This window comes from Stenotrophomonas maltophilia, assembly GCF_006974125.1.
In the GTDB taxonomy this organism is placed as follows: Bacteria; Pseudomonadota; Gammaproteobacteria; order Xanthomonadales; family Xanthomonadaceae; genus Stenotrophomonas; species Stenotrophomonas maltophilia_O.
Genome location: NZ_CP037858.1, coordinates 1,931,743 through 1,953,551, shown reverse-complemented (window position 1 = coordinate 1,953,551; position 21,809 = coordinate 1,931,743). Strand labels below are relative to the sequence as shown.

The 21,809-nt window shown below is 67.8% G+C and carries 20 protein-coding genes and 2 riboswitches; of the genes, 10 read left to right on the top strand and 10 right to left on the bottom strand.

Annotated elements, in window-relative coordinates; all coding sequences use genetic code 11:
- Positions 1-181: 181 nt before the first annotated feature.
- Positions 182-799 carry a trimeric intracellular cation channel family protein gene (locus EZ304_RS08860; protein ID WP_099554504.1) on the bottom strand — a complete coding sequence of 206 codons (618 nt, stop codon included), beginning with the start codon at positions 797-799 and terminating at the stop codon, positions 182-184.
- Positions 800-883: 84 nt separating this feature from the next.
- Positions 884-987, bottom strand: a riboswitch (glycine riboswitch).
- A gap of 13 nt (positions 988-1,000) precedes the next feature.
- A riboswitch (glycine riboswitch) is annotated at positions 1,001-1,090 on the bottom strand.
- Between the two features lie 40 nt (positions 1,091-1,130).
- Between EZ304_RS08860 and EZ304_RS08855 the strand changes: the two genes are divergently transcribed.
- The 3 genes from EZ304_RS08855 to EZ304_RS08845 all read left to right on the top strand — a co-directional run bounded on the left by EZ304_RS08855 (position 1,131) and on the right by EZ304_RS08845 (position 2,418).
- Complete coding sequence (locus EZ304_RS08855; protein ID WP_099554506.1) at positions 1,131-1,406, top strand: GIY-YIG nuclease family protein; 276 nt, start codon at positions 1,131-1,133, stop codon at positions 1,404-1,406.
- A gap of 139 nt (positions 1,407-1,545) precedes the next feature.
- A complete protein-coding gene (locus EZ304_RS08850; protein ID WP_099554511.1) occupies positions 1,546-1,977 on the top strand; it encodes a nuclear transport factor 2 family protein in 432 nt (143 codons plus the stop codon).
- Between the two features lie 3 nt (positions 1,978-1,980).
- Entirely contained in the window at positions 1,981-2,418 is a 438-nt protein-coding gene (locus EZ304_RS08845) for a hypothetical protein (RefSeq protein ID WP_142806825.1), read from the top strand.
- On the opposite strand, the gene EZ304_RS08840 is transcribed toward EZ304_RS08845, so the two are convergent.
- The 3 genes from EZ304_RS08840 to EZ304_RS08830 form a co-directional block, all read right to left on the bottom strand.
- Positions 2,410-4,050 (bottom strand): XVIPCD domain-containing protein, encoded by a 1,641-nt coding sequence (locus tag EZ304_RS08840; protein WP_142806824.1) that lies wholly within the window; start codon positions 4,048-4,050, stop codon positions 2,410-2,412. The genes EZ304_RS08845 and EZ304_RS08840 overlap by 9 nt on opposite strands.
- The gene (locus EZ304_RS08835; protein WP_142806823.1) at positions 4,047-4,835 is read right to left on the bottom strand and encodes a hypothetical protein; all 789 of its coding nucleotides are present in this window, start codon (positions 4,833-4,835) and stop codon (positions 4,047-4,049) included. Before EZ304_RS08835 ends, EZ304_RS08840 begins: the two co-directional genes overlap by 4 nt.
- A 69-nt stretch (positions 4,836-4,904) precedes the next feature.
- Entirely contained in the window at positions 4,905-6,185 is a 1,281-nt protein-coding gene (locus EZ304_RS08830) for an NAD(P)/FAD-dependent oxidoreductase (RefSeq protein WP_099554521.1), read from the bottom strand.
- A gap of 123 nt (positions 6,186-6,308) precedes the next feature.
- Between EZ304_RS08830 and EZ304_RS08825 the strand changes: the two genes are divergently transcribed.
- Both EZ304_RS08825 and EZ304_RS08820 read left to right on the top strand, forming a co-directional pair.
- The gene (locus EZ304_RS08825) at positions 6,309-7,088 is read left to right on the top strand and encodes an NYN domain-containing protein (protein ID WP_142806822.1); all 780 of its coding nucleotides are present in this window, start codon (positions 6,309-6,311) and stop codon (positions 7,086-7,088) included.
- Positions 7,089-7,200: 112 nt separating this feature from the next.
- Positions 7,201-7,821, top strand: a complete 621-nt coding sequence (locus EZ304_RS08820; RefSeq protein WP_099554526.1) for a glutathione S-transferase family protein — start codon at positions 7,201-7,203, stop codon at positions 7,819-7,821.
- Positions 7,822-7,916: 95 nt separating this feature from the next.
- On the opposite strand, the gene EZ304_RS08815 is transcribed toward EZ304_RS08820, so the two are convergent.
- Complete coding sequence (locus EZ304_RS08815; RefSeq protein WP_142808084.1) at positions 7,917-10,094, bottom strand: primosomal protein N'; 2,178 nt, start codon at positions 10,092-10,094, stop codon at positions 7,917-7,919.
- Positions 10,095-10,507: 413 nt separating this feature from the next.
- On the opposite strand from EZ304_RS08815, the gene EZ304_RS08810 reads away from it, so the two are divergent.
- The 4 genes from EZ304_RS08810 (at position 10,508) to sppA (ending at position 15,729) form a co-directional block, all read left to right on the top strand.
- Positions 10,508-11,512 (top strand): hypothetical protein, encoded by a 1,005-nt coding sequence (locus EZ304_RS08810; RefSeq protein ID WP_099554529.1) that lies wholly within the window; start codon positions 10,508-10,510, stop codon positions 11,510-11,512.
- Complete coding sequence (locus EZ304_RS08805; protein WP_099554532.1) at positions 11,505-12,089, top strand: DUF3106 domain-containing protein; 585 nt, start codon at positions 11,505-11,507, stop codon at positions 12,087-12,089. Before EZ304_RS08810 ends, EZ304_RS08805 begins: the two co-directional genes overlap by 8 nt.
- Positions 12,090-12,325: 236 nt before the next feature.
- Positions 12,326-13,690 carry an MATE family efflux transporter gene (locus EZ304_RS08800; RefSeq protein ID WP_099554534.1) on the top strand — a complete coding sequence of 455 codons (1,365 nt, stop codon included), beginning with the start codon at positions 12,326-12,328 and terminating at the stop codon, positions 13,688-13,690.
- A 116-nt stretch (positions 13,691-13,806) separates the two neighbouring features.
- Positions 13,807-15,729 (top strand): signal peptide peptidase SppA, encoded by a 1,923-nt coding sequence (sppA, locus tag EZ304_RS08795; protein WP_099554537.1) that lies wholly within the window; start codon positions 13,807-13,809, stop codon positions 15,727-15,729.
- Positions 15,730-15,849: 120 nt separating this feature from the next.
- On the opposite strand, the gene EZ304_RS08790 is transcribed toward sppA, so the two are convergent.
- Entirely contained in the window at positions 15,850-16,062 is a 213-nt protein-coding gene (locus EZ304_RS08790; RefSeq protein ID WP_142806821.1) for a hypothetical protein, read from the bottom strand.
- Between the two features lie 113 nt (positions 16,063-16,175).
- Here EZ304_RS08790 and EZ304_RS08785 point away from each other — a divergent pair, with 113 nt between their 5' ends.
- On the top strand, positions 16,176-16,952 hold the full coding sequence (locus tag EZ304_RS08785) for an SDR family oxidoreductase (protein WP_019660789.1): 777 nt from the start codon (positions 16,176-16,178) through the stop codon (positions 16,950-16,952).
- Between the two features lie 93 nt (positions 16,953-17,045).
- Here the strand turns inward: EZ304_RS08785 and EZ304_RS08780 are convergent, their stop codons facing one another.
- From EZ304_RS08780 to EZ304_RS08765, 4 genes are all read right to left on the bottom strand, one after another.
- On the bottom strand, positions 17,046-17,789 hold the full coding sequence (locus EZ304_RS08780) for a hypothetical protein (RefSeq protein ID WP_142806820.1): 744 nt from the start codon (positions 17,787-17,789) through the stop codon (positions 17,046-17,048).
- 35 nt (positions 17,790-17,824) lie between these two features.
- Positions 17,825-18,514 carry a DUF4124 domain-containing protein gene (locus EZ304_RS08775; RefSeq protein WP_142806819.1) on the bottom strand — a complete coding sequence of 230 codons (690 nt, stop codon included), beginning with the start codon at positions 18,512-18,514 and terminating at the stop codon, positions 17,825-17,827.
- Positions 18,515-18,557: 43 nt separating this feature from the next.
- Positions 18,558-19,148 (bottom strand): Sua5/YciO/YrdC/YwlC family protein, encoded by a 591-nt coding sequence (locus EZ304_RS08770; protein ID WP_142806818.1) that lies wholly within the window; start codon positions 19,146-19,148, stop codon positions 18,558-18,560.
- 91 nt (positions 19,149-19,239) lie between these two features.
- Complete coding sequence (locus EZ304_RS08765) at positions 19,240-21,717, bottom strand: DNA topoisomerase I (protein ID WP_142806817.1); 2,478 nt, start codon at positions 21,715-21,717, stop codon at positions 19,240-19,242.
- Between the last annotated feature and the right edge of the window lie 92 nt (positions 21,718-21,809).

The following is a 21,809-nucleotide window of genomic DNA, read 5'->3' as shown; positions in this document are numbered from 1 at the left end:
GCGTGGCTGGATGCCGTCGCGCGTGCGACGGGGTGCCAATGGTAGCGGTTTACGCGAACCGTCGCCGCGTGACCTTGGTCATGCAACGCAATCGGTGGTGCCGGCCGCTGGCCGGCAACCTGCTGGAATCTGCGGGCGTATGCAGTGTTGCCGGCCAGCGGCCGGCACCACCGTCAAACCATCAATGCACTTCGTCGTGATAGACGAACTTCGGCATTTCCCAGCGGTAGTGGATTGCCAGCAGGCGCAGGGCGAAGCCGCCGCCGAGGCAGCACAGGATCGCGGTGGCGTCGGCCACGCCCCAGTGCAGCAGCAACAGGTACGCCGCGCCGGTCAGCAGCGCGATGATCGCGTACAGCTCCTTCTGGAAGATCAGCGGTACTTCGTTGCAGAGTATGTCGCGGAGCACGCCACCGAACGCACCGGTCAGCATGCCGGCAATCAGTACGATGGGCGTGGCATGGCCGGCCTCGCGTGCGATCGAGCAGCCGATCAGGGTGAAGGCGATCAGGCCCAGCCCGTCCAGCACCAGGAAGGTGCGGCGGAAGTGGTGCATCCAGCGCGCCACCCAGGTAGCGATCAGCGCCGCGCACACGGTGAAGCCCAGGTACTCGGGATGCTTCACCCAGCCCAGCGGGTAGTGGCCGAGCAGGATGTCGCGCAGCGAACCACCACCAAGGGCGGTGACGCAGGCGATCATGACCACGCCGAAAAGGTCCATGCGGCGGCGGCCGGCGGACAGCGCGCCGGTCATGGCTTCAGCGGAAATGGCGATCAGGTAGATGATGGACAGCAGCATGGGGCAGGCTCCGGGCGCGGTGGGGCCGGCCATGCGCGACTACCGCCACTGCCTGCGCAATGACGGGATGACGATGACCGGTGCCGCTCCCGCTGTCCTTTTGCCTGAGAGTTCAGCGGCGTGGGCCGCGTGCCCCTTCGGCGGATCGTCCCGGGCATGCCCGGTGACCTCTCTCCAGCTCGGCGAGTCGAATGCATGGTTGGTGGGATTCCAGCCCACCGGCCTGAGCGATCATGGGAGCCTGCGCCTTCGGCGGGCGCCAGCGCGGCGCCTCTCTCCTGCATTCGGCCGCCAGTATATCCGCTGCAGTGCAGCACGGCATAATCCCGGCATGGCCCCGTCCCCCCGCCCGTGGTTCCTGTACCTGCTCGAATGCCGCGATGGCAGCTATTACGCAGGTATCAGCACCGACGTGGACGCACGCTTCGCCGCCCACCAGGCGGGCAAGGGCGCGCGCTACACACGGTCGCGGCCGCCACTGCGCGTGCTGGCCGTGCGCGAATACCCGGACCGTTCCGCCGCCTCGCGCGCCGAATGGCAACTCAAGCAGCAGCCGCGCGAACGCAAGCTGGCCTGGCTGCAGGCCCTGGACGCTGGACTTCTGTAGCCGAGCCCGCGCTCGGCTGCTGTTCCGTCTGCCCGTTGCAGGACCCGGGCATGGGCTCGGCTCTACGGTAGGTCCACGCCATGCCTGGATGCGGCTTGCACGTGCCATGATCGCCCAGCCCTCAGCGCCGGAGACCCGGATGTCCACGATCGCCCTGCTGTTCGCCCTTTCCGCAGCCACAAGCCCCGCCGCCGACCCGGCCACCATCGCGGCCATCGAAGCCACCTGCCATGACTACGTCGACGGCCAGCTGGAGGCGGACCCACAGCGCGTCGCCCGGTCCCTGCACCCGGACCTGGCCAAGCGCGCGGTCCTCGGTGATACACCCGATGAGCGCCTTGGACTGCGCCGGATGTCCAAGGAAGAACTGGTCTCACTGACGAAGCAGGGCGCGCTGAAGACCCCGAAGGAGCAATGGGACCGCCGCTGCACGGTACTGGATGTGACCGGCAACGCCGCCTCGGTGCGGCTGGAAACACCGTGGTTCGTCGACTACTTCCACATGGGGCGCTTCGAGCAGCGCTGGGTCATCGTCAACGCGTTGTGGTACCCGAAGCCGAAGGCGCAGTGACCGATGCGTGCGGCGGGCCGGGCGTGGATCGCGCTGTTTCTGCTGTTGACCTTCCTGGCCCTGCTGCCGGGCCTGCTGTATCTGCTGGGATTGGTCGCGGCCGAGGGCCGGCCGCAACCCGTCGATTCCGCGCGGAGCGGCGGCGCGTGTGGTGCTGCGACCTATGCCCACCACGTACCGATGGATCCATGGCGATTCACGGCGCGCCACGTGGGGGTGAATACGAAGGTGAACGTGCCGGATGTCGAGCTCGAAGCCTCCTGGATCGCACGCGTCCACCTCGGCCACCATCCACGCCACAGCATGCTGCGCTGGCACCTGAGCTCGGCAGCACTGACCATCTGGATCACCCGGCACTGGTCGTCACGGCAGATCGCCGGCACGGCGCGGGCCGAAGGGTACTGCCCGCCCCGACCGTTGCATGGGCGCGGATCAGACTGACCGGGCCTGCTGGGACAGGGTGCTCTGGTGATCCAGCTCCTCCTGCCGGGAGCGCGCATCGGTCTGTCGGTGTGCGTCATTCATCGTCTGCAACTGCGCCAATGACGTGTCCACGGGGGTGGCAAATGCCTGCGCGGCCGGCATCTGTGCCCTGAGATGGGCCGGGTCGGACGGATCGCCCTGCACGACGAAGAGCGTTTCCGCCCTGCCATCCTGCGAAGGCGAGGCGCCCAGCACGACATGGTCGATGCGTGTCAGCCCGGCCTCGCGGGCCAGGCAGGTCGAGCTGGCTGCAAGGCGTTGCGCGTTTTCGCCGAAAGGCTGGGCCCGGCTGTCCTCCAGGCGCCGCACCGCCTCCTCGGCCTGTTGCAGCAGCGGGTCGGAAAGCGCGGCACGCCGTCGCTCCGGTTGTGCGGGTTCGACGTGCAGCAGCTGTTCGGGCATCCCGTTGCGCGGGGCGCGGTTGAGGTCGATGGAGCCGTCGGCATTCTGCTGGCGATGCAGTTCCGCACGCGGCACGGTGGACCACTGGCCATCGATGAAAGCGTGGCCGCGACCGTCCCGGTTCCAGATCACCAGATCATCGCCGGAGGCGTACAGGCCGGCGGTGGCCGGCGAGCTGCCGGCCGCCTGCGGGCGGCCCCAGGCATGTGAGCGCCCGTGCTGCAGGGCATCGAGGTAGGCCGGTGCCTCGGTGTTCTGCAGGAACAGGGTCTTGACCACTTCGTAGCGATGCAGGGCCTCGGGGTGTACGCGATCGGCAGCCAGCGCCACCGGGCTGGCCAGCGGGTCGGCGGAGACACCGGCGAACACATCGCGCATCGGATTGCCTGGCCCTGCGGCTCGCAACCGGTTGAAGACCTCGGTGCCCTTCAGGGCGTGCTCCACGCCGCTTTCCAGGTAGTCGGGCTGTTCCCTGCCGCGTACGACGCGGTTGGGAAGCATGCCGTCGATCCGTGTCTTGACGTCATCCACGCTGGCCAGATCGCCGCTGGCAATCGACCGCAGAACGCCAGGATAGCGGCTCAACCCTGCCTGGTTCTCCAGCTTCATCAGCATGGTGGCAAGCTTGGCCTGGTCATCCAGCGACGCATGCTGGTACAGGTCCGTGCCGCGCAGCTGCTGCATCGCGCCGCCAGGATCCCGGCGGCCATCGCCGTGGCGGAGCAGTCGGTCGACCTGGCTGACATCGTGTGCATGCACGAACGCAACGCCGTCGCTGGATGCAAGGAAGGTGTTCAGATGTCCGCGGACGGTCCCATCCAATGCGCGCCCATTCTGTGCCCTGATGCCGTCGCCATCGCGCTGCAGGTCGGAAACCGTCTGCTGCCGCTGGCGTGCATCAAGCTCCAGCGAGGGCTGCTGCTGGCGCGCCCAGCGCTGATAGGCGTCCACCAGCTGGGTCGCCACCTCCGGGTGCTGGCCCAGATCGGTCTGCAGCGTGCCGATGGAAAAACCACTGTTGCCCACCGGCGTCATGACATTGCCGCTGATGTTGCCGGCAAAGGACAGCTGGTAGGCCACGTTGCGGCCGGCGTTGCTGCCCTCGGACGCCACGCCGATGGCGAAGTAGGCCAGTGTGCGCAGCTGCGCATCGCTGAGCTGCGGACGATCCTGCGGTGCGGTGCTCATGGGCTGTTCTCCTTGCCGTTGGCGGTGCGTCCACACATCTTCAGCGCTTCGCGCACGGATGCGATGAGGCCGACGTACTCGTCCGCTGCAGCCGGTGACATCCCGTCTGCAAGTTCGTCATCGCTGCGCGCGGCGTCTTCGGCATAGGGCGACAGTGCGGCCTGGCAGGCCGCGTTGTTTCCCGCGTCATGCTGGGCCGAAGCGATCGCCAGCCTGATGTCGGCGATCGTGCTCAATGGAAGCGTATCCGCGCAGGATGCCTGGAGCGATTCCAGCGTGCTGGCGGTGCCGGCGGCGGAATACGGCGCGGTCTTTGCAGCCGCCTGGCGCAACGCGGCGGCAACGTTGTCCGTCATGCAACGGTCGCTCACCGCAAGGTAGTGGCCCTTGAACCCACCGTTGCTGCCGCAGTAGGCGGCGCAGGCATCGGCCGTGCGCGTACCGACCTCGACGCCCTGGGCGGTAGGTTGCATCGTGAGCAGGCATTGCGCTGCGCCGGGTGCGGGATCCACCGCGACGGACTGCAGATCGTCGCCGAGCGTGCCCGCCAGGCTGCATCCGGCGCCGGAGGATTCAGTCTCCAGATGGAACTGCAGCGACGTGCTGCCAGGGCGTGCCTGCAGCAGCAGCTGTCCCCATCCTCGCTCGGTCGAGTAGGTACCGGGTGACAGGCGCGGAGAGGGCGCTGGCGAGGGGGCGGAGACTTCCGCCTGCGACTGCCCCGCAGGACAGCCCGAGAGCAGGGCGGCTGCGACCACGGCGGGCAACCATTTCAGCAGATCCATGCGGCTTCATTCCATGAGCGACCGGCTTACGCTAGCAGCCCGTGCGTGAAGGCCACCGGGGCCCGGGACCTAGCGCCTCGGCCGTCGGTCGTCCTGGTCATCGCCGAAGATGATGCGCGCACTGCGCTGGTAGCTCCAGTACGCCACGGCCCAGTTCAGCAGTACCACGATGCGGTTGCGGAAACCGATCAGGAAGAACACGTGCGCGGCCAGCCAGAACCACCAGGCCAGGATGCCCGACAGCTGCAGTCTGCCCAGGTGCACGATGGCGGCCATGCGGCCGATGGTGGCCAGATTGCCGTAGTCGGCGTACTTGAACGGACCGGGTTCGGGCTTGCCGTGCAGGCGCGCGCGGATGACCTCGGCCACGTACTTGCCCATCTGCTTGGCCGCGGGCGCCACACCGGGTACCGGCTTGCCGTTGGCCTGGTTCAGCGCGGCCAGGTCGCCGGCCACGAACAGCTCGGGATGACCGGGCAGGGTCAGGTCCGGTTGCACCTGCACGCGTCCGGCGCGGTCCAGCGGCACCTCCAGCGTGCGCGCCAGCGGTGAAGCGGCAACGCCGGCGGCCCAGACCACGGTGCGTGCCGGCACGAACTGATCGCCGAGCTTGAAACCCTGGCTGTCGATGTCGCTCACCGGGGTACCGGTCAGCACTTCCACGCCGAGCTTTTCCAGCTGCCGGCGCGCCTTCAACGAAAGTACTTCCGGGAACGAGGACAGCACGCGTGGGCCTGCTTCGACCAGCCGCACCTTGGCGCTGGCCGGGTCGATGTGGCGGAATTCATTGCGCAGCGTATGCCGCGCGATTTCGGCCAGGGTGCCGGCCAGTTCGACGCCGGTGGGTCCACCGCCAACGATGGCAAAGCTCAGCCACGCCGCTTTCTTTGCCGGGTCCGGTTCGGCCTCGGCACGTTCGAAGGCCAGCAGCAGCTTGCGGCGCAGCGCGATGGCATCGTCCAGCGTCTTCAGGCCGGGCGCATCATCGGCCCATTGGTCGTTGCCGAAGTAGGCGTGGGTGGCGCCGGTGGCCAGCAGCAGGCTGTCGTAGTCCAGCGTGCTGCCATCGGCCATGCGGATCTGCCGGGCCTGCTTGTCGATGGCCACCACTTCGCCCAGGCGGACTTCCACATTGCGCTGGTGGCCGAGGATGTGGCGCAGCGGTGCGGCGATATCCGGCGCGGACAGGCCCGCGGTGGCCACCTGGTACAACAGCGGCTGGAACAGATGATGGTTGCGGCGGTCGACCAGGGTGATGCGCATGCGCTCGCGGGCCAGGGCACGGGTGGCCCAGAGTCCGGCAAAACCGCCGCCGACAACGACCAGGTGGGGAACGCGCTCACGACTCATCGACTCACTCCAGTGGGGGCATTGGGGGAAGCGCCTGGCATCTTCTCACGGCGACCGCCTGTCACGTCAGCGCCCGCGTGGATCGGCGATACTCGGGTTCAGGCAACCGCCCGCGAGGAGTCCATGAGCGAACCGGAAAAGCGCATCGCCCTGTTGATCGACGCCGACAACGCGCCGGCCTCGAAGATCGACGAGGTCCTGGCCGAAGTCGCCCGCTACGGCGTGGCCAACGTGCGCCGCGCCTATGGCAACTGGAAAAGCCCGCGGTTGAAAGGCTGGGAAGCGGTGCTGCACGAATATGCGATCCGCCCGATCCAGCAGTTCGCCTACAGCAAGGGCAAGAATGCCTCGGACATGGCGATGGTGATCGATGCCATGGACCTGCTGTACGCGCGCAACCTCGATGGTTTCGCCATCGTGTCCAGCGATGCCGACTTCACCCCGATGGTGATGCGCCTGCTGACCGATGGCGTGAAGGTCTATGGCTTCGGCGAGAAGAAGACGCCGGAACCCTTCGTCAATGCGTGCTCGAAATTCACCTACCTGGAAGCGCTGGGCCAGACCCATGCCAGCGTGCCGGATACCGAACAGGCATCGAGCGAACAGGCATCGAACGAGTCGGTGGCCAACGACGATGTGCGCCCGCGCAAGAGCGGTGCGGAAATGCGCAGCGACACGCGGCTGGTGAAGATGCTGCGCCGCGCGGTGTCCGCGGCCGAGGGCGAGGATGGCTGGTCGCACCTCGGCCCGGTCGGCAGCCAGATCGGCAACCAGGCGTCGTTCGACCCGCGCAACTACGGCTACGGCAAACTCAGCGATCTGCTGGCAGCGATCGGCCTGTTCGAACTGAAGAAGGATGGCAAGTCCTCCTACGTGCGCGCGCTGCCAAAAAAGAACCGGTAGTGCCGGCCGCTGGCCGGCAGTGCCCGGGTGCCAGATCCAGCATCCGGCACGCACACACCCCACCTGATCAGGCGTATCGTTGCCGCTCGCATTGCCAGCAAGGAAAACCCGCATGTTGAAGATCTGGGGCCGTCGCAATTCCAGCAACGTCCGCAAGGTGTTGTGGTGTGCCGAGGAGATCGGCCTGCCGTACGAGTCCATCGAAGTCGGTGGCAGCCACGGCGGCACGCAGACGCCGGAATACCAGGCGATGAATCCCAACAGCCTGGTGCCGGTGATCGAAGACCACGGCCTGCCGTTGTGGGAGTCCAATGCCATCGTGCGCTACCTGAGCGCGCGCTATGCGCTGGGCACGCTGTACGCTGAAGACCCGATGGAACGCGCCCAGGCCGAGAAGTGGATGGACTGGAGCACCTCGCGGATGGCGCCGCTGTACAGCGACCTGGTCTGGGGCATCATGCGCACCGCGCCAGCCGACCGCGACGAATCGCGGATCAATGCCGCCATCGTGCGTGCCGGGGACTACCTTGCGATGGCTGATGCAACCCTGGCCAGGCAGCCGTGGCTGTCGGGCGATACGTTCGCGATGGGCGACATCCCGCTGGGCTCGCAGATCTACGCGTGGTTCGAACTGCCGATCCAGCGCCCGGAGCTGCCGCACCTGGCTGAATGGTACGCCCGCCTTCGCGAGCGCCCCGCCTACCAGCGCGGCGTGATGTCGCCTCTGACGTAGCGAAAGTGTTCGGGGTCAGAGCCCTTTTCTGCAAAAGGGATCCGACCCCGATAGCCAAAGGGTCGGATCCCACCCGACGGGTGGGCTCTGACCCCTCAGTACAGATCCGTCGGATCCACATCCAGCGACCAGCGCACCTTGCGTGCTTCCGGCAGCGCATACAGCTGCGGAACCAGCTGCGAAAGCACCCCATGCAGTGGTGGCCGCTGCACGGCAGACAGCAGCAGCTGGGTGCGTTGGTAACCGGCGCGCCGCGGCATCGGCGCCGGCATCGGCCCATAGGCTTCGACCACATTCTGTTCGCCCAGCAGTTGCCGCGCCGCCAGCAGGAACGCGTTGGCATGCTCTACCTGCTGCGCTTCGGCGCGCATCAGCGCCAGGTGTGCGAAGGGGGGGAATCCGGCAGCCTGGCGCTGGTTCAGTTCGGCCTGCGCGAACGGGTGGTAGCCGCCGCTCACCAGGGTTTCCAGCAGTGGGTGCCCCGGGTGATGGGTCTGCAGCCAGACCTCGCCGGGATCACGTGCGCGGCCCGCACGGCCCGCCACCTGGATCAGCTGCTGCGCCAGCTTCTCGCTGGCGCGGAAGTCAGCCGAGAACAGGCCCTCGTCGATGCCGACCACCACCACCAGGGTCAGCTTCGGCAGGTCGTGGCCCTTGGCCAGGATCTGCGTGCCGACCAGGATGCCGGGTTGGTCGCCCAGTTTCGCCAGTTGCTGTTCCAGCGCGTCACGTCGCGACGTGGTGCCGCGGTCGATGCGCACCACCGGGAAATCGGCGAAGGCGGCGGTGAGATGCTCTTCCAGGCGTTCGGTACCGATGCCCTGCGGTTGCAGCGCCAGGCTGCCGCAGGCCGGGCATGCCAGCGGCGCCGGTTGCCGCGCGCCGCAGTGATGGCACTGCAGGCGACGGCCGCCGCCGTGCACGGTCATCGGTGCATCGCAGCGGTTGCACGGTGCGGTCCAGCCGCAGTCGTGGCACAGCAGCACCGGCGCGTAGCCACGGCGGTTCTTGAACACCAGCACCTGCTGGCCACGCTGCAGGTGTTCGCCGATGCCGGCCAGCACATCGGCCGAGAGGCCGTCATGCAATGGCCGCTTGCGCACATCAAGGATGCGCACGCGCGGTGGCCGCGCATCACCGGCGCGCTGCTTCAGGCGCAGGTGGGTGTAGCGCCCGGCATAGGCGTTGTGCAGTGTTTCCAATGAAGGCGTAGCGCTGCCCAGCAGCACCGGGATACCCAGCGCCTTGGCCCGCACCAGGGCGAAATCGCGGGCGTGGTAGCGGATGCCGTCCTGCTGCTTGTAGCTGCCGTCATGTTCCTCGTCGACGATCAGCAGGCCGGCCTGCGGCAACGGCGTGAACACCGCCGAGCGGGTGCCGACGATGACCCGCGCTTCGCCGCGGGAGGCCGCTGCCCAGACGCGCGCGCGCTCGTTGTCGTTCAATCCCGAATGCAGTGCATGCACGGCGATGCCGAGGCGGCCGCGGAAGCGTGCCAGGGTCTGCGGGGTCAGGCCGATTTCCGGCACCAGCACCAGCGCCTGCTTGCCTTGCGCCAGGCAGTGGATGATGGCCTGCAGGTAGACCTCGGTCTTGCCGCTGCCAGTTACGCCATCCAGCAGGAACGGCTGGAAACCTTCGGCGGCGTTGATCGACGCCACGGCCTCGGCCTGGTCCGGATTGAGGGTGGGGCCGGGCAGCGGCTGCGCGTGCTGCGGCGCCACGCTCAGCGCCACGCGCTCGGCCAGTTCCCGCTTGGCGAGGCTGCGCGCGGCGGTGCGCCAGTCGTCCATGCGTTCGCCCAGCACGTCTTCATCGACGATGGCGTCGGCCAGCAACTCGGCCAGCTGCCGGGGACGGCTGCCGGCGCGCAGTTTTTCGCGCTGGGCGCGGCCTTCGGCGGTCAGCTGCCAGCCCCAGTGATGGGTGTCGGGCAGGGTGTCGCCATGGCGCAGCGGGCCCGGCAGGGCGGTGCTCAGCACCTCGCCCAGTGGTGCATGGGTGTAGCGCGCCAGCCACTGCAGGCTCTGCCAGAGCTCGCCCTGCAGCAGCGGTTGCGGGTCGCACCAGGCCAGGGCCTGGCGCAGTCCCTGGCCGTCATCGGTCTGGCCGTGGCCGACCACCACGCCGACCAGTTCGCGGTTGCCGAACGGCACCTTGAGGCGACAGCCGACCGCGGCCGTGGGGCCATCGCCCTCCGGCGACAGGTAGTCGAACAGGCGTGGCAGCGGGACGGGCAGGGCGACCTGCAGGGTCGGAATGGGTGAAAGCATCGGGCCAGTGTAACGGGCCATGCGCGCGCGAATGGCAGGGGGCAGAGGCGGCCGGGGAGCCCCCGTTGAATCATAAATGTCACCTAAATATCGGTGTCCATTGGAGATTCAGTCTTATCCACATGTTCTGTGGATAACGTTGTGCGTTACCGGTCGACGGGAACGCAGGAAGCCGATGGCGACGAGCTCACGCTTGGGTTGGTCAAAAAATCGCCACACTTCAAAGTCATTCAAAATCAACAACTTGAGTGTGAAACATTGCTGAAACAGAGTGAATTCAGCTGGATGCCGCAGTTTTCCCCGAGGCGGGCGTGGTGCTGTGCACAACCTGCAGCACGAAGTGCCTTTACGCGCAAGTCCTACGGGTGCCGATGGGCTGCCGCTATCATGCCGGCAGACCTTTGGAGTGACCGATGACGGCTGTGCCCGCCCCTGTTTCCTCGACCGCGGCCGGCGCGCTGTCGGCGTTCCTGCGCGGCGTCGAGCGCCGCGCCCTGGTGGTGGCTGAGCTGCAGTGCGGCGATGCCGCGCGTGCCGAGCAGACCCTGGTGGCGGTGATGCGCGCCTTTGCCGCAGTCGCCAGCGACCTGCCGATGGCGCAGTGGCCGACCCGCTTCTGGACCCTGCTGGGCCAGCGCCAGGCGTTGCGCGAGCCGGTGGGCGGCCAGTGGCTGCCGCCGTTGGCTGCGCTGGGCGAGATGGGGCCGCTGCCGCGCTTGGCACTCCTGCTGCGGGTGGGCGGCAGTCTGGACGAGGGCATCGCCATGCGCGTGCTCGACCAGGACGAAGCGGGCTACCAGCACCTGCTGGCTGATGCCTGCCCCCGCGATGCACACGGCCAGCCCGATGCGTCGGCCTGGCGCCAGCTGGCCGAACAGGTGCAACTGCGCATCCGCGACCTGCCGGCCAAGCGTCTGCAGCAGCTGCAGCAGCCGGCTGCACCAGCGGCCAGCAATGAAGCTCCCTCGACCAGTTGGCGCGCACCGCAGCGCGATGATCGTGCAGCCGCCCACGGCAAGCGGCGGCGCCCCAACGCCAGGCCGCGCTGGCGCGGTCCAGTGATCCTGCTGGTGACGGTGGCGGTGCTGTTGGCCGCGGCGCTGGGCTGGCGCTACTGGCAAGGGCATTCATCCGGTAGCGATGCTCCACTGCCGGAAGGTGTCGTGGGTGAAGCCGGCCCGGTCACGGTGGAAGCTCTTCCGCCGAGCAAGGTCAACGCCACGCCGGATGCGGCCCCGGCCCAGGCCTCCGACGACGCCACGATGCTGGCCGACCGCGACTATCCGCTGGTGGCCGATGCCGATCTGTATGCCTGGACCGCCGCCGGCGGCCCGTTGCCGGTGGATGAATCGCAATCAAGGCCGAGCCGGCCGGAGCCAGCCAGCGCTACGCTGGAAACGGCTGCCGCCGATGAATAAGACCCTGTTCGCCAGCCTGCTGCTGGCCCTGCCGTTGTCGCTGTCCGCCGCGCCGCAGACCTTGAACGTGCCGTTGCCGCCGGCGGTGCCGGCCACGTCATCTGCCGCGCCAGCCCCGGCCGCCGCACCTGCTGCGCCCGCATCGTTTGCCGAGCTCGATGCTCCGCAGCAGCGTCAGCGCCGTGCCGACTACGCAGCCTGGCGCGCCCTGCCGGAGAGCGAGCGGGAGCGCATCCGGCAGGCTGCGGCGCGGTTCAACGCGCTGCCGGCGGACCAGCAGCAGCGTCTGCGCCAGCAGTTCCAGGCGCAGGACCAGGCGTTCCGTGAAGGCTGGCGGCTGGGCCCGCAGCTGGGACTGGAGTTCCCCAAGCTGCACGGCCTGTTCGGCTTCGTGCCACCGGAACAGCGCGAAGCCGCGCTGGCCGTGCTGCGCCAGCTCAGCCCGGCGCAGCTGGCCCAGCTGACCCTGGTCGCGCAGCGCACGCCACCGCAGGAACGCGACAAGGTGCGTGGTGCGTTCCTCGCCGTGCCCGCCGCCGAGCGCGACACCTGGCTCAAGCGCCAGGCCGGCCAGTAAACAAAGGGGACGGAGGGGATTAAGTCGTGTTCGGCACAGTCGGGCTTGAAACGACTTAATCCCCTCCGTCCCCTTTTTCTGTTCGTAACGCGATCGCAACGCATGATGCCGGGGCCTGCCGGAACCCAGCATTCACGCCATGTCATGGGAATGCGCGCGCTGCGCGCGTAAGATGACCGGCCGCAACCCGGTGCCTGTGCCCTTCGCGCGCAACCGTAGTTCGCGTCAAGCACCTTATGTCTACTGCAACCTCCACGCCGCGCTTCAGCAAGGAAGTCGGCGCCACCGGTCTGCTCGCCCTGCCGCTTGTGCTCGGGCATGTATCCACCGGTCTGATCTCCTTCGTTGACAACGTGATTGCCGGCCACCATGCCACCGCGACCCTGGCCGCGGTGACCATCGGCACGGCGCTGCTGTGGCTGCCGATGCTGATCCCGATCGGTACCCTGATCTCGCTTACCGCTTCGGTGTCGCAGCTGCATGGCGCCGGCCGCGAGCGCGAGATCGGCCCGCTGTTCCGCCAGGCACTGTGGCTGGCATTGGGCCTGGGCCTGATCATGTTCACCTTCCTCACGGTGGTGCCGCCGCTGCTGCCGGCCTTCGGCATCGCGCCGGACATCGTGCCGGGTGCCACCGCGTTCCTGCATGCGGTGCGCTGGGGTGGCCCGGCGCTGACCCTGTACTTCTGCATGCGCTACCTCAGTGAAGGCATGCATTGGACGCTGCCGACCATGCTGCTCGGCTTCGGCGGCCTGCTGGTGCTGGCGCCGATGGGCTACGTGCTGGCCAACGGCAAGCTCGGCTTCCCGGAAATGGGTGCCGAGGGCCTGGGCATCGCCTCGGCGGTGATGATGTGGCTGCAGGCGATCGCCTTCGCCACCTACCTGTGGTTCACCAAGCGCTTCGCCCACCTGCAGCTGTTCTCGCACTTCGAAGGACCGCGCTGGTCGGCGATCTGGGATCTGCTGCGCACCGGCCTGCCGATCGGCATCACCGTGCTGATGGAGGGCGGCCTGTTCATCGTCACCGCGCTGCTGATCGGCCGCCTCGGTGCCAATGAAGCGGCCGCGCACCAGATCGCGATCAATGTCGCGCAGCTGTGCTTCATGATTCCGATGGGCGTGGCCGAGGCCACCACCGTGCGCGTCGGCCATGCGGTCGGCCGTGGCGATGGCTTCGGCGTACGGCGTGCGGCCTGGGCCGGCTACGCGATCATCATGGGCACGCAGACGTTGTCGGCGGCAGTACTGCTGTTCGGCCACGATGCCATCGTCGGTGTCTACACCAACGACCTGGCGGTGGCCGGCCTGGCCTCGACGCTGCTGCTGTACGCGGCCACCTTCCAGTTCCCGGATGGCATCCAGGTACTGTCGGCCGGCGCACTGCGCGGCCTGAAGGACACCCGCGTGCCGATGTTCATCGCCATGTTCGCGTACTGGGGCCTGGGCATGCCGCTCGGCGCCGGGCTCGGCCTGGGCCTGGGCATGGGCCCGCAGGGCATGTGGATCGGCCTGATCGTTGGCCTGACCGCCGCCGCCATCCTGATGGGCTGGCGCCTGCGCCGCAGCAGCCTGCGCATCGGCCAGTCCGTACTGTCCTGATCCGCCCCACCCGCCGCGATGACCCGTGGCGGGCGATCCCCTGACTTGTGTCCGATGCCGCATCACGCGGCACCGGCTATGCTGGTACCACGGCAAGAAGCCATCCGGAGCGTTCCATGAATCAACCCGTGCCCCCGCTGCCCCCGGCGCGTCGCAACCCCGTCGCCAGTTTCTTCATCGGGCTGTGGGACGTCATGAACTTCACCCGCCGGTTGATCCTCAACCTGGTGTTCTTCGGCCTGCTGTTCCTGCTGCTGGTGATGTTCGTCATCGCCGCCGGCATGGGCGCCGGTGCCAGCAAGTCGCTGCAGGACCGCACCACCCTGGTGATCGCGCCGGAAGGCCGCCTGGTCGAGCAGTTCAGCGCTGATCCGGTCAGCCGCGCGCTGGCCAAGGCGGTGGGCGACAACGGCGCCGAAGAGATCCAGCTGCGCGACCTGCTGCGGGTGATCGAGTCGGCCAAGGAAGACAAGAAGATCGAGCGCGTGGTGCTGGAACTGGACAAGCTGCAGCCGTCGGGCTTCGCCTCGCTGCGTGAAGTCGCCGCCGCGCTGCAGGACCTGCGCGCGTCCGGCAAGCAGCTGGTGGCCTACAGCGAGAGCATGGGCCAGTCGCAGTACCTGCTGGCCGCACAGGCCGACGAGGTCTACCTGGACCCGATGGGTTCGGTCGTGCTCGAAGGCCTCGGCCGCTACCGCCAGTACTTCCGCACCGGCCTGCAGGACAAGCTGGGCGTGGACGTGCACCTGTTCAAGGTGGGCGAGTACAAGTCCGCCGCCGAGCCGTACGTGCTAGATGCGGCGTCGCCGGCCTCCAAGGAAGCCGACCTGTTCTGGATGAACGATGTGTGGCAGCGCTACCTGGCCGACATCGCCAAGGCCCGTCGCCTGGATCCGGCACAGCTGGCCGCCGGCATCGACACGCTGCCGGAAGGCATCGCCGCCGCCGGTGGCGACCTGGCCAAGTTCGCCCTGCAGCAGAAGCTGGTGACCGCGCTGAAGACCCGCGAGGAGTTCGAGGATCTGATGATCGAGCGCGGCGTGGCCGACGACGATGCCGACGGCGGTTTCCGCAACGTCGACTTCGGTCGTTACCTGGCCCTGCTCGATGCGCGCCGCAACCCGGTGGACTCGCGTCCGCAGGTGGCGGTGGTGGTGGCCGAAGGCGAGATCAGCGGTGGTGACCTGCCAGCCGGCCGCATCGGCGGCGAGTCGACCTCGGCGCTGCTGCGTGCCGCGCGTGACGACGAGAACGTGAAGGCCGTGGTGCTGCGCGTGGATTCGCCGGGCGGTGAAGTGTTCGCCTCCGAGCAGATCCGCCGCGAAGTGGTGGCGCTGCAGGCCGCCGGCAAGCCGGTGGTGGTGTCGATGGGTGACCTGGCCGCCTCCGGTGGCTACTGGATCAGCATGAACGCCGATCGCATCTACGCCGATCCGTCGACCATCACCGGTTCGATCGGCATCTTCGGCATGGTCCCGAACTTCAGCCGTGCGCTGGACAAGATCGGCGTGCATACCGACGGCGTGGGCACCACCCGCTTCGCCGGTGCCTTCGACGTCACCCGCCCGATGGACCCGGCCGTGGGCCAGGTCATCCAGACGGTGATCAACAAGGGCTATGCCGACTTCACCGGTCGCGTCGCCGATGCCCGCAAGAAGCCGGTCGAGGCGGTCGATGAAGTGGCCCGTGGCCGCGTGTGGAGCGGTGCGCAGGCCAAGGAACGTGGCCTGGTCGATGCCTTCGGTGGCCTGAAGGACGCCGTGGCCGATGCCGCCAGCCGTGCCAAGCTGGGCAAGGCTGATGCCTACCGCGTGCGCTACATCGAGAAGGCGGCGACGCCGTTCGCGCAGTTCGTCAGCGGTTTCGCCGGCAGCCGCGCCGGCGCCTGGATGCTGTCCGACTCGGGCATGGCGCGGATGATGCTGGCCCGCGCGATGCCGGAGGTGGATACGCAGCTGCGCTTTGTCGAGAACGCGGCCCGCGAGAAGGGTAATGGCGCGCCGGTGAAGGCGCTGGCGTACTGCTTCTGCGGGTTCTGATCGGAAAGCATCCACGCACGGCGTGGATCTACTGGAAACGCCCGGCTTCGGCCGGGCGTTTTCGTTCATGGGGTCGGACCCCTTTGCATGGCAAAGGGCTCTGACCCCACAGGCCACCCATCATTGCGTCGCGTCGGCCTCGGCCTTGCGTTCGCGTGCGGCGGCCTCTTCCACGGCCTTCCGTGCGTCCTTCGCACGGTCCAGGGGCCCCTGCATTGCACGCGACATCGCTTTGGGCACCGGTGGCTTCTCCGGGTTCGGCGTCGGCGGCCGCTGGCAGGCCACCAGCAGCACGCTGGCCAGCAGGGACGAGGACAGGATCAGGATGCGCATGGCGGCTCTCCGCGGTGGGCGTACGTGCAGTGTCGCATCCTCGGCAGAGGGCCGCCGTGAGCGCGTATCCTTGCCGCATCGAAATGCAGCGGGCGCGGCCCCGGGGAGGACACATGACCCAGCAACGGTGGCGCCTGGACGGGCAGACTGCCCTGATCACCGGCGCCAGCGCCGGTATCGGCCTGGCCATCGCGCACGAACTGGCCGGCTTCGGCGCCGACCTGATGATCGTCGGGCGCGATATCGACATGCTGGAGACCGCGCGCGACGAGCTGCTGGACGTATATCCGCAGATGCAGGTGCACGCGCTGGCCGCCGATGTCTCCGACGACGAGGACCGCCGGCAGATCCTGGACTGGGTGGAAGACCACAGTGATGGCCTGCACATCCTGGTCAACAACGCAGGAGGCAATGTCACCAAGGCGGCCACGGAGTACTCCGAGGATGAATGGCGGAAGATCTTCGAGACCAACCTGTTCTCGGCATTCGAGCTGTCGCGCTACGCGCACCCGCTGCTGGCACGCCACGCATCGTCATCCATCGTCAACGTCGGCAGCGTGTCCGGCCTGACCCATGTGCGCAGCGGCGTGGTCTACGGCATGACCAAGGCCGCGATGCACCAGATGACCCGCAATCTGGCCGTCGAGTGGGCCGAGGATGGCATCCGGGTCAATGCCGTGGCGCCGTGGTACATCCGCACGCGGCGGACCTCCGGTCCGTTGTCGGACCCGGATTACTACGAAGAGGTGATCAACCGCACGCCGATGCGCCGCATTGGCGAGCCGGAGGAAGTGGCTGCCGCGGTAGGCTTCCTGTGCCTGCCGGCAGCCAGCTATGTCACCGGCGAGTGCATCGCGGTGGATGGTGGCTTCCTGCGCTACGGGTTCTGATCATGAGGTGGTAGTGCCGGCCGCTGGCCGGCAACCGCAGGATCTTCAGATGATTGCAGTTGCCGGCCAGCGGCCGGCACTACCGCGTGGCCGTCACCCCGGTACCGGGCAGTTGCTGGTCTCCAGTACACCCTGCAGCCGTTCCCGCTCGCCCCGTGCGGCGTCGCGGTTCTCCGGCGTGGCGAATCGTTCGCGGCCGCGTGCATCGCGGAAGCGCTGCTGCCAACTGCCGCAGCGCTGTACCTCGGGCAGCTCCTCGCAGCGGTCGCGCACGACTTCACAACCTGCGGCATTCATTGGTGTGACCCCGCCCAGGCCCTGTACCGCCATCGGTTCGCAGCGACCGGGTGATGCCTCGTACTCGTACAGATAGCCACCGCCCTGTCCGTCGGTGCACTGGAAGATCGGGGGAAGTGGTGGCTTCGGTGGTCCGTTGTCTGCTTCGGCACGGGTGTCGGCATCACGGCGCAGGGTCGCACTGTCGAGAATCTGGTTGCCACCTTCGCGTTCAACCATTCCCGCTTCCATGATGGTGCGCCCTTCGTCCGCGCGCCTTGGTGCCGCTGCGGCCGCAGGCACTGCAGCGGACCTGGTCGGCACTGCGGCGGGCGTCTCGGTGACAGCAGGTGCTGGCGCCGGGGGCAGCGCGACCACCGCCGGCTGAGCGCTCGCCGGCTCGGGCACGCGCAGCACCTGTTGCTTGCTGCCGGACGGGCAGGGCGTACGCTGCAGGGTCGGTATGTCGCTGTTGCTGGACGTGCAGCGGTACACCACGCCCGCTTCGGCCAGTGCCGTGCCGGGCAACAACGCCAGGGCCAACCAGATCAGTCTGTTCATGCACACAGCGTACAGGCTGCGATGCGGGGCTGCGCTCAGCGCTGGCAGTCGCGTGACAGGCGCGCGTCGATGCCACGCTGTTCGTTGCTGATGGCGGTGCGCTCGCTCTGCAGTGCGCTGTTGTAGCGACGGTCCAGTTCCCAGCGGCGGTCGCGCAGGCGCGCGCAGACCTCCTGTGGTGGCAGCGCGTGGCAGCTGTCGCGCACCAGCACGCTGCCGGCCGGGACCTGCACGCCTACGCCGACTGCGGGCGGCCGGTAACCTGCACCCTCGTTCACGGGCGAACCGATCGGTGTGCCGATGGCCGGGCGCGGACCCGGGTAGGCCGGGCCCCGATGCCCGTGTGGCAGCCAGACACTGGTCCACAACGGCACCCAACGCGGATTGCCCTCGTTGCTGTCGCTGGTATAGCGCTGGCCGTCGTCGCGCACGCATTCGTACAGCGGCTGCGGCGGTTGGATGTAGACGTGGCGGACCTCGCGGTCACGCATCACCGGAGCGTGGTCCGGTGGCGCGGGCGTCGCATCGCTGCGTACCACCCGCGGCGCTGGATCGCGCGGGCGTTGCAGGTCGCGGACTTCCTGGCGACCGCTGTTGCAGGGTGTGTCCTGCAGGGTCACCGCGCCGTTGCTGGCGACGCAGCGGTAGACCCGCACATCTTCGGCCGCCGGTGCCGTCGATGGCAGCAGCAGGCACAGGCCCAAGGCGGTGCGCAGCAGGTTCATGACGGCAGGGTGCGCGATTGTGCTGGGCAGCGCAATCGGTCGCTCAGGAGCGCAGCACGTTGCCGCTCAGCGCGTCGCGGATCGGGGTGGGCTGGGCCAGGCCGCCGGTTTGGCCATCCAGGATGCCGTCGAGCAGGCGCAGCAGGCGTGGATCCAGTTCTTCGCGGCGGCGCGCCGGCGGCTCGCCTGCCAGGTTGGCGCTGGTGGAGACCAGCGGGCCTCCCCAGGCACGGCAGAGTTCGGCCACCAGCGGGTGGGCGCTGATGCGCACGGCGATGCCGCTGTGCTCCCCGGTGACCCACGGCTGGGCACGGGGTCCGGCGGGCAGGATCCAGGTGTTGGCGCCGGGCCAGCTGGCCAGCACCGCGCGTTGGCGTGCGTCCGGCAGCGCCTGCAGGCGCACCCAGCCTTCCAGCTGAGGCAGCTCGGCGGCAACGAGGATCATGCCCTTCTCGATCGGCCGCTGTTTCAACCGCAGCACCATGTGCACTGCCGCCTCATGCGAAGGGTCACAGCCCAGGCCCCAGACCGCTTCGGTCGGGTAGGCGATCACGCCGCCCGCGCGGAGCGTGGCGACAGCAGAGTCCAGGGTGAGTTCTTTCATGGCGGCGACCGGCCCGGCGTGGGGCTTCATTATCCCCCTGCCGCGTGCAGATGGGGTGGTGGCACCCGGTGGTAGTGCCGGCCGCTGGCCGGCACGATCCTCATCCACGCATGGCGTGGATCTACTTCTTGGCTGCGGCCTTCTTCACTACTTTCTTCGCCGCTTTCTTCACCGCCTTCTTGGCGGCCTTCTTCGCTGGCGCCTTCTTGGCCGCTGCCTTCTTCGGCGCGGCTTCCTTCTTCACTGCCGCCTTCTTGGCCGGAGCCTTCTTCGCAGCAGCCTTCTTGGCGCCGAAGCCTTTTCGTACCGGCTTGCCGGTTTCTTCCATCAGCTGCTGCACTTCAGCCAGGGTCAGCGATGCCGGCTCGCGATCCTTGGGGATCTTGCCGTTCATCTTGCCGTCGCTGATGTACGGGCCGAAGCGGCCGTTCAACACCTGGATATCGCTGCCGTCGAACTCCTTGATGATCCGGTTGCGCGCGATCTCTTCCTTCTCTTCGATCAGGAACACGGCGCGGGCCAGGTCGATGGTGTACGGGTCGTCTTCCTTCTTCAGCGAAGCATAGGTACTGCCGCGCTTGGCGAACGGGCCGAAGCGGCCGATGCCGACGCTGACCGGCTCGCCATTGTCCTCACCCAGTGCGCGCGGCATCAGGAACAGCTCCAGCGCGTCTTCCAGGGAGATGGTGTGCATCGACTGGCCGGGGCGCAGCGAAGCGAACTTCGGCTTCTCCTCGGCATCCTCGGCGGTGCTGCCGATGGCGGCATACGGCCCGAAGCGGCCCAGCCGCACGCTGACCGGCTTGCCGGTCTTGGGGTCAGTGCCCAGCTCGCGCGCGCCACTGGCCTCGGCACGATCGACCGATTCCTTCTTGTCTTCGACCAGTTCCTTGAACGGTTCCCAGAAGCGCGACATCAGCGGGATCCACTCTTCTTCGCCACGCGAGACGGCATCGAGCTCGTCTTCAAGCTTGGCGGTGAAGTCGTAATCCACGTACCGGGTGAAGTGGCTGGACAGGAACTTGGACACCGCACGGCCGACGTCGGACGGGCGGAAGCTGCGACCTTCCATTTCCACGTACTTGCGGAACAACAGGGTCTGGATGATCGAGGCGTAGGTCGAGGGACGGCCGATGCCGTACTCTTCCAGGGCCTTCACCAGTGCCGCTTCGGTGTAGCGCGGCGGCGGCTGGGTGAAATGCTGTTCGGCCTGGATGCGTTCCAGCGGCACGCGGTCGCCAGGCTTCATCGCCGGCAGCTTGCGGCCTTCGTCCTCGTCCTCGGCGCTCTTGTTGTCCTTGCCTTCCTCGTACACGGCCAGGAAGCCGGGCACGACCACGGTGGTGCCGCTGGCACGGAACACGTGTTCGCTGCCGGCCGACAGGTCGACGCTGACCGTGTTGAGCGTAGCCGGAATCATCTGGCAGGCCACTGCACGCTTCCAGATCAGTTCGTACAGGCGGCGCTCGTCGTCGGTGAGGAAGCGTGCGACCTGGGCCGGAGTGCGCAGGGCCGAGGTCGGGCGCACCGCTTCGTGCGCTTCCTGGGCGTTCTTCGACTTGGTCTGGTAGGTGTTGGGCTGGTCCGGCAGCGAGGCGATGCCGTAATCACGGGCGATCACATCGCGGATCTCGGCCAGCGCATCCTGCGACAGGTTCACCGAGTCGGTACGCATGTACGAGATCAGGCCGACGGTGCCTTCGTCGCCAATCGCCACGCCTTCATACAGCTTCTGCGCGACCTGCATGGTCTTGCGAGTGGTGAAGCCCAGCTTGCGCGAGGCTTCCTGCTGCAGGGTGGAGGTGGTGAACGGCGGCGCCGGGCGGCGCTTGCGTTCCTTGCTGGCCACGTCGGTGACGTGCAGCGAACCCTGCGCGGCCTGCTGGATGCGCAGGCGCGCCGCTTCAGCGGTGTCGCCATCGGTGATGGTGAACTGCTCGAACTTCTGCCCATCCAGCTTGATCAGCTTGGCGTTGAAGTGCTGCGACGGGTGCGCGCACTCGGCGGCGATCGACCAGTATTCGCGGGCGATGAAGGCTTCGATCTCTTCCTCGCGCTCGACGATCATGCGCAGCGCCGGGCTCTGCACGCGGCCGGCGGACAGGCCGCGCTGGACCTTGCGCCACAGCACCGGTGACAGGTTGAAGCCGACCAGGTAGTCCAGCGCGCGGCGCGCCTGCTGGGCATCAACCAGGTCGCTGGCGATCGCGCGCGGCTGGCTGATGGCTTCCTTGATGGCGCGCGGGGTGATCTCGGTGAACACCACGCGCTGCATCGGCTTGTCCTTGACCAGCCCGCGTTCCTTCAGGATCTCGGCGATATGCCAGCTGATCGCCTCACCCTCGCGATCCGGGTCGGTCGCCAGCAGGATGTCGTCGGCGCCCTTGGCGGCCTTGGCGATCGCATCGACGTGCTTCTCGTTCTTGTCGATCACGTCGTAGTGCATGGCGAACCCGTTGTCCGGGTCGACCGCGCCTTCCTTCGGAATCAGGTCACGCACATGCCCATACGAGGCCAGGACGGTGTAATCCTTGCCGAGGTATTTGTTGATCGTCTTGGCCTTGGCCGGCGATTCGACGATGAGCAGGTGCTTGGGCATGGCAGCAGGGTCTGTGGGGCGAACCGTGAGGAAGGGGCCGCTAGGGTGGAGCAAATGGCCGCATTAGTGAAGCGGCCACGCGCAAATCCATA

What these genes read in the sequence shown, in the direction of transcription:
- EZ304_RS08790 (WP_142806821.1), bottom strand. Translation starts at nt 16,062, where the DNA reads ATGCGCATCCTGATCCTGTCCTCGTCCCTGCTGGCCAGCGTGCTGCTG.
- EZ304_RS08785 (WP_019660789.1), top strand. Translation starts at nt 16,176, where the DNA reads ATGACCCAGCAACGGTGGCGCCTGGACGGGCAGACTGCCCTGATCACC.
- EZ304_RS08835 (WP_142806823.1), bottom strand. Translation starts at nt 4,835, where the DNA reads ATGGATCTGCTGAAATGGTTGCCCGCCGTGGTCGCAGCCGCCCTGCTC.
- EZ304_RS08860 (WP_099554504.1), bottom strand. Translation starts at nt 799, where the DNA reads ATGCTGCTGTCCATCATCTACCTGATCGCCATTTCCGCTGAAGCCATG.
- sppA (WP_099554537.1), top strand. Translation starts at nt 13,807, where the DNA reads ATGAATCAACCCGTGCCCCCGCTGCCCCCGGCGCGTCGCAACCCCGTC.
- EZ304_RS08815 (WP_142808084.1), bottom strand. Translation starts at nt 10,094, where the DNA reads ATGCTTTCACCCATTCCGACCCTGCAGGTCGCCCTGCCCGTCCCGCTG.
- EZ304_RS08765 (WP_142806817.1), bottom strand. Translation starts at nt 21,717, where the DNA reads ATGCCCAAGCACCTGCTCATCGTCGAATCGCCGGCCAAGGCCAAGACG.
- EZ304_RS08820 (WP_099554526.1), top strand. Translation starts at nt 7,201, where the DNA reads ATGTTGAAGATCTGGGGCCGTCGCAATTCCAGCAACGTCCGCAAGGTG.
- EZ304_RS08850 (WP_099554511.1), top strand. Translation starts at nt 1,546, where the DNA reads ATGTCCACGATCGCCCTGCTGTTCGCCCTTTCCGCAGCCACAAGCCCC.
- EZ304_RS08840 (WP_142806824.1), bottom strand. Translation starts at nt 4,050, where the DNA reads ATGAGCACCGCACCGCAGGATCGTCCGCAGCTCAGCGATGCGCAGCTG.
- EZ304_RS08805 (WP_099554532.1), top strand. Translation starts at nt 11,505, where the DNA reads ATGAATAAGACCCTGTTCGCCAGCCTGCTGCTGGCCCTGCCGTTGTCG.
- EZ304_RS08825 (WP_142806822.1), top strand. Translation starts at nt 6,309, where the DNA reads ATGAGCGAACCGGAAAAGCGCATCGCCCTGTTGATCGACGCCGACAAC.
- EZ304_RS08770 (WP_142806818.1), bottom strand. Translation starts at nt 19,148, where the DNA reads ATGAAGCCCCACGCCGGGCCGGTCGCCGCCATGAAAGAACTCACCCTG.
- EZ304_RS08845 (WP_142806825.1), top strand. Translation starts at nt 1,981, where the DNA reads ATGCGTGCGGCGGGCCGGGCGTGGATCGCGCTGTTTCTGCTGTTGACC.
- EZ304_RS08775 (WP_142806819.1), bottom strand. Translation starts at nt 18,514, where the DNA reads ATGAACCTGCTGCGCACCGCCTTGGGCCTGTGCCTGCTGCTGCCATCG.
- EZ304_RS08855 (WP_099554506.1), top strand. Translation starts at nt 1,131, where the DNA reads ATGGCCCCGTCCCCCCGCCCGTGGTTCCTGTACCTGCTCGAATGCCGC.
- EZ304_RS08800 (WP_099554534.1), top strand. Translation starts at nt 12,326, where the DNA reads ATGTCTACTGCAACCTCCACGCCGCGCTTCAGCAAGGAAGTCGGCGCC.
- EZ304_RS08780 (WP_142806820.1), bottom strand. Translation starts at nt 17,789, where the DNA reads ATGAACAGACTGATCTGGTTGGCCCTGGCGTTGTTGCCCGGCACGGCA.
- EZ304_RS08830 (WP_099554521.1), bottom strand. Translation starts at nt 6,185, where the DNA reads ATGAGTCGTGAGCGCGTTCCCCACCTGGTCGTTGTCGGCGGCGGTTTT.
- EZ304_RS08810 (WP_099554529.1), top strand. Translation starts at nt 10,508, where the DNA reads ATGACGGCTGTGCCCGCCCCTGTTTCCTCGACCGCGGCCGGCGCGCTG.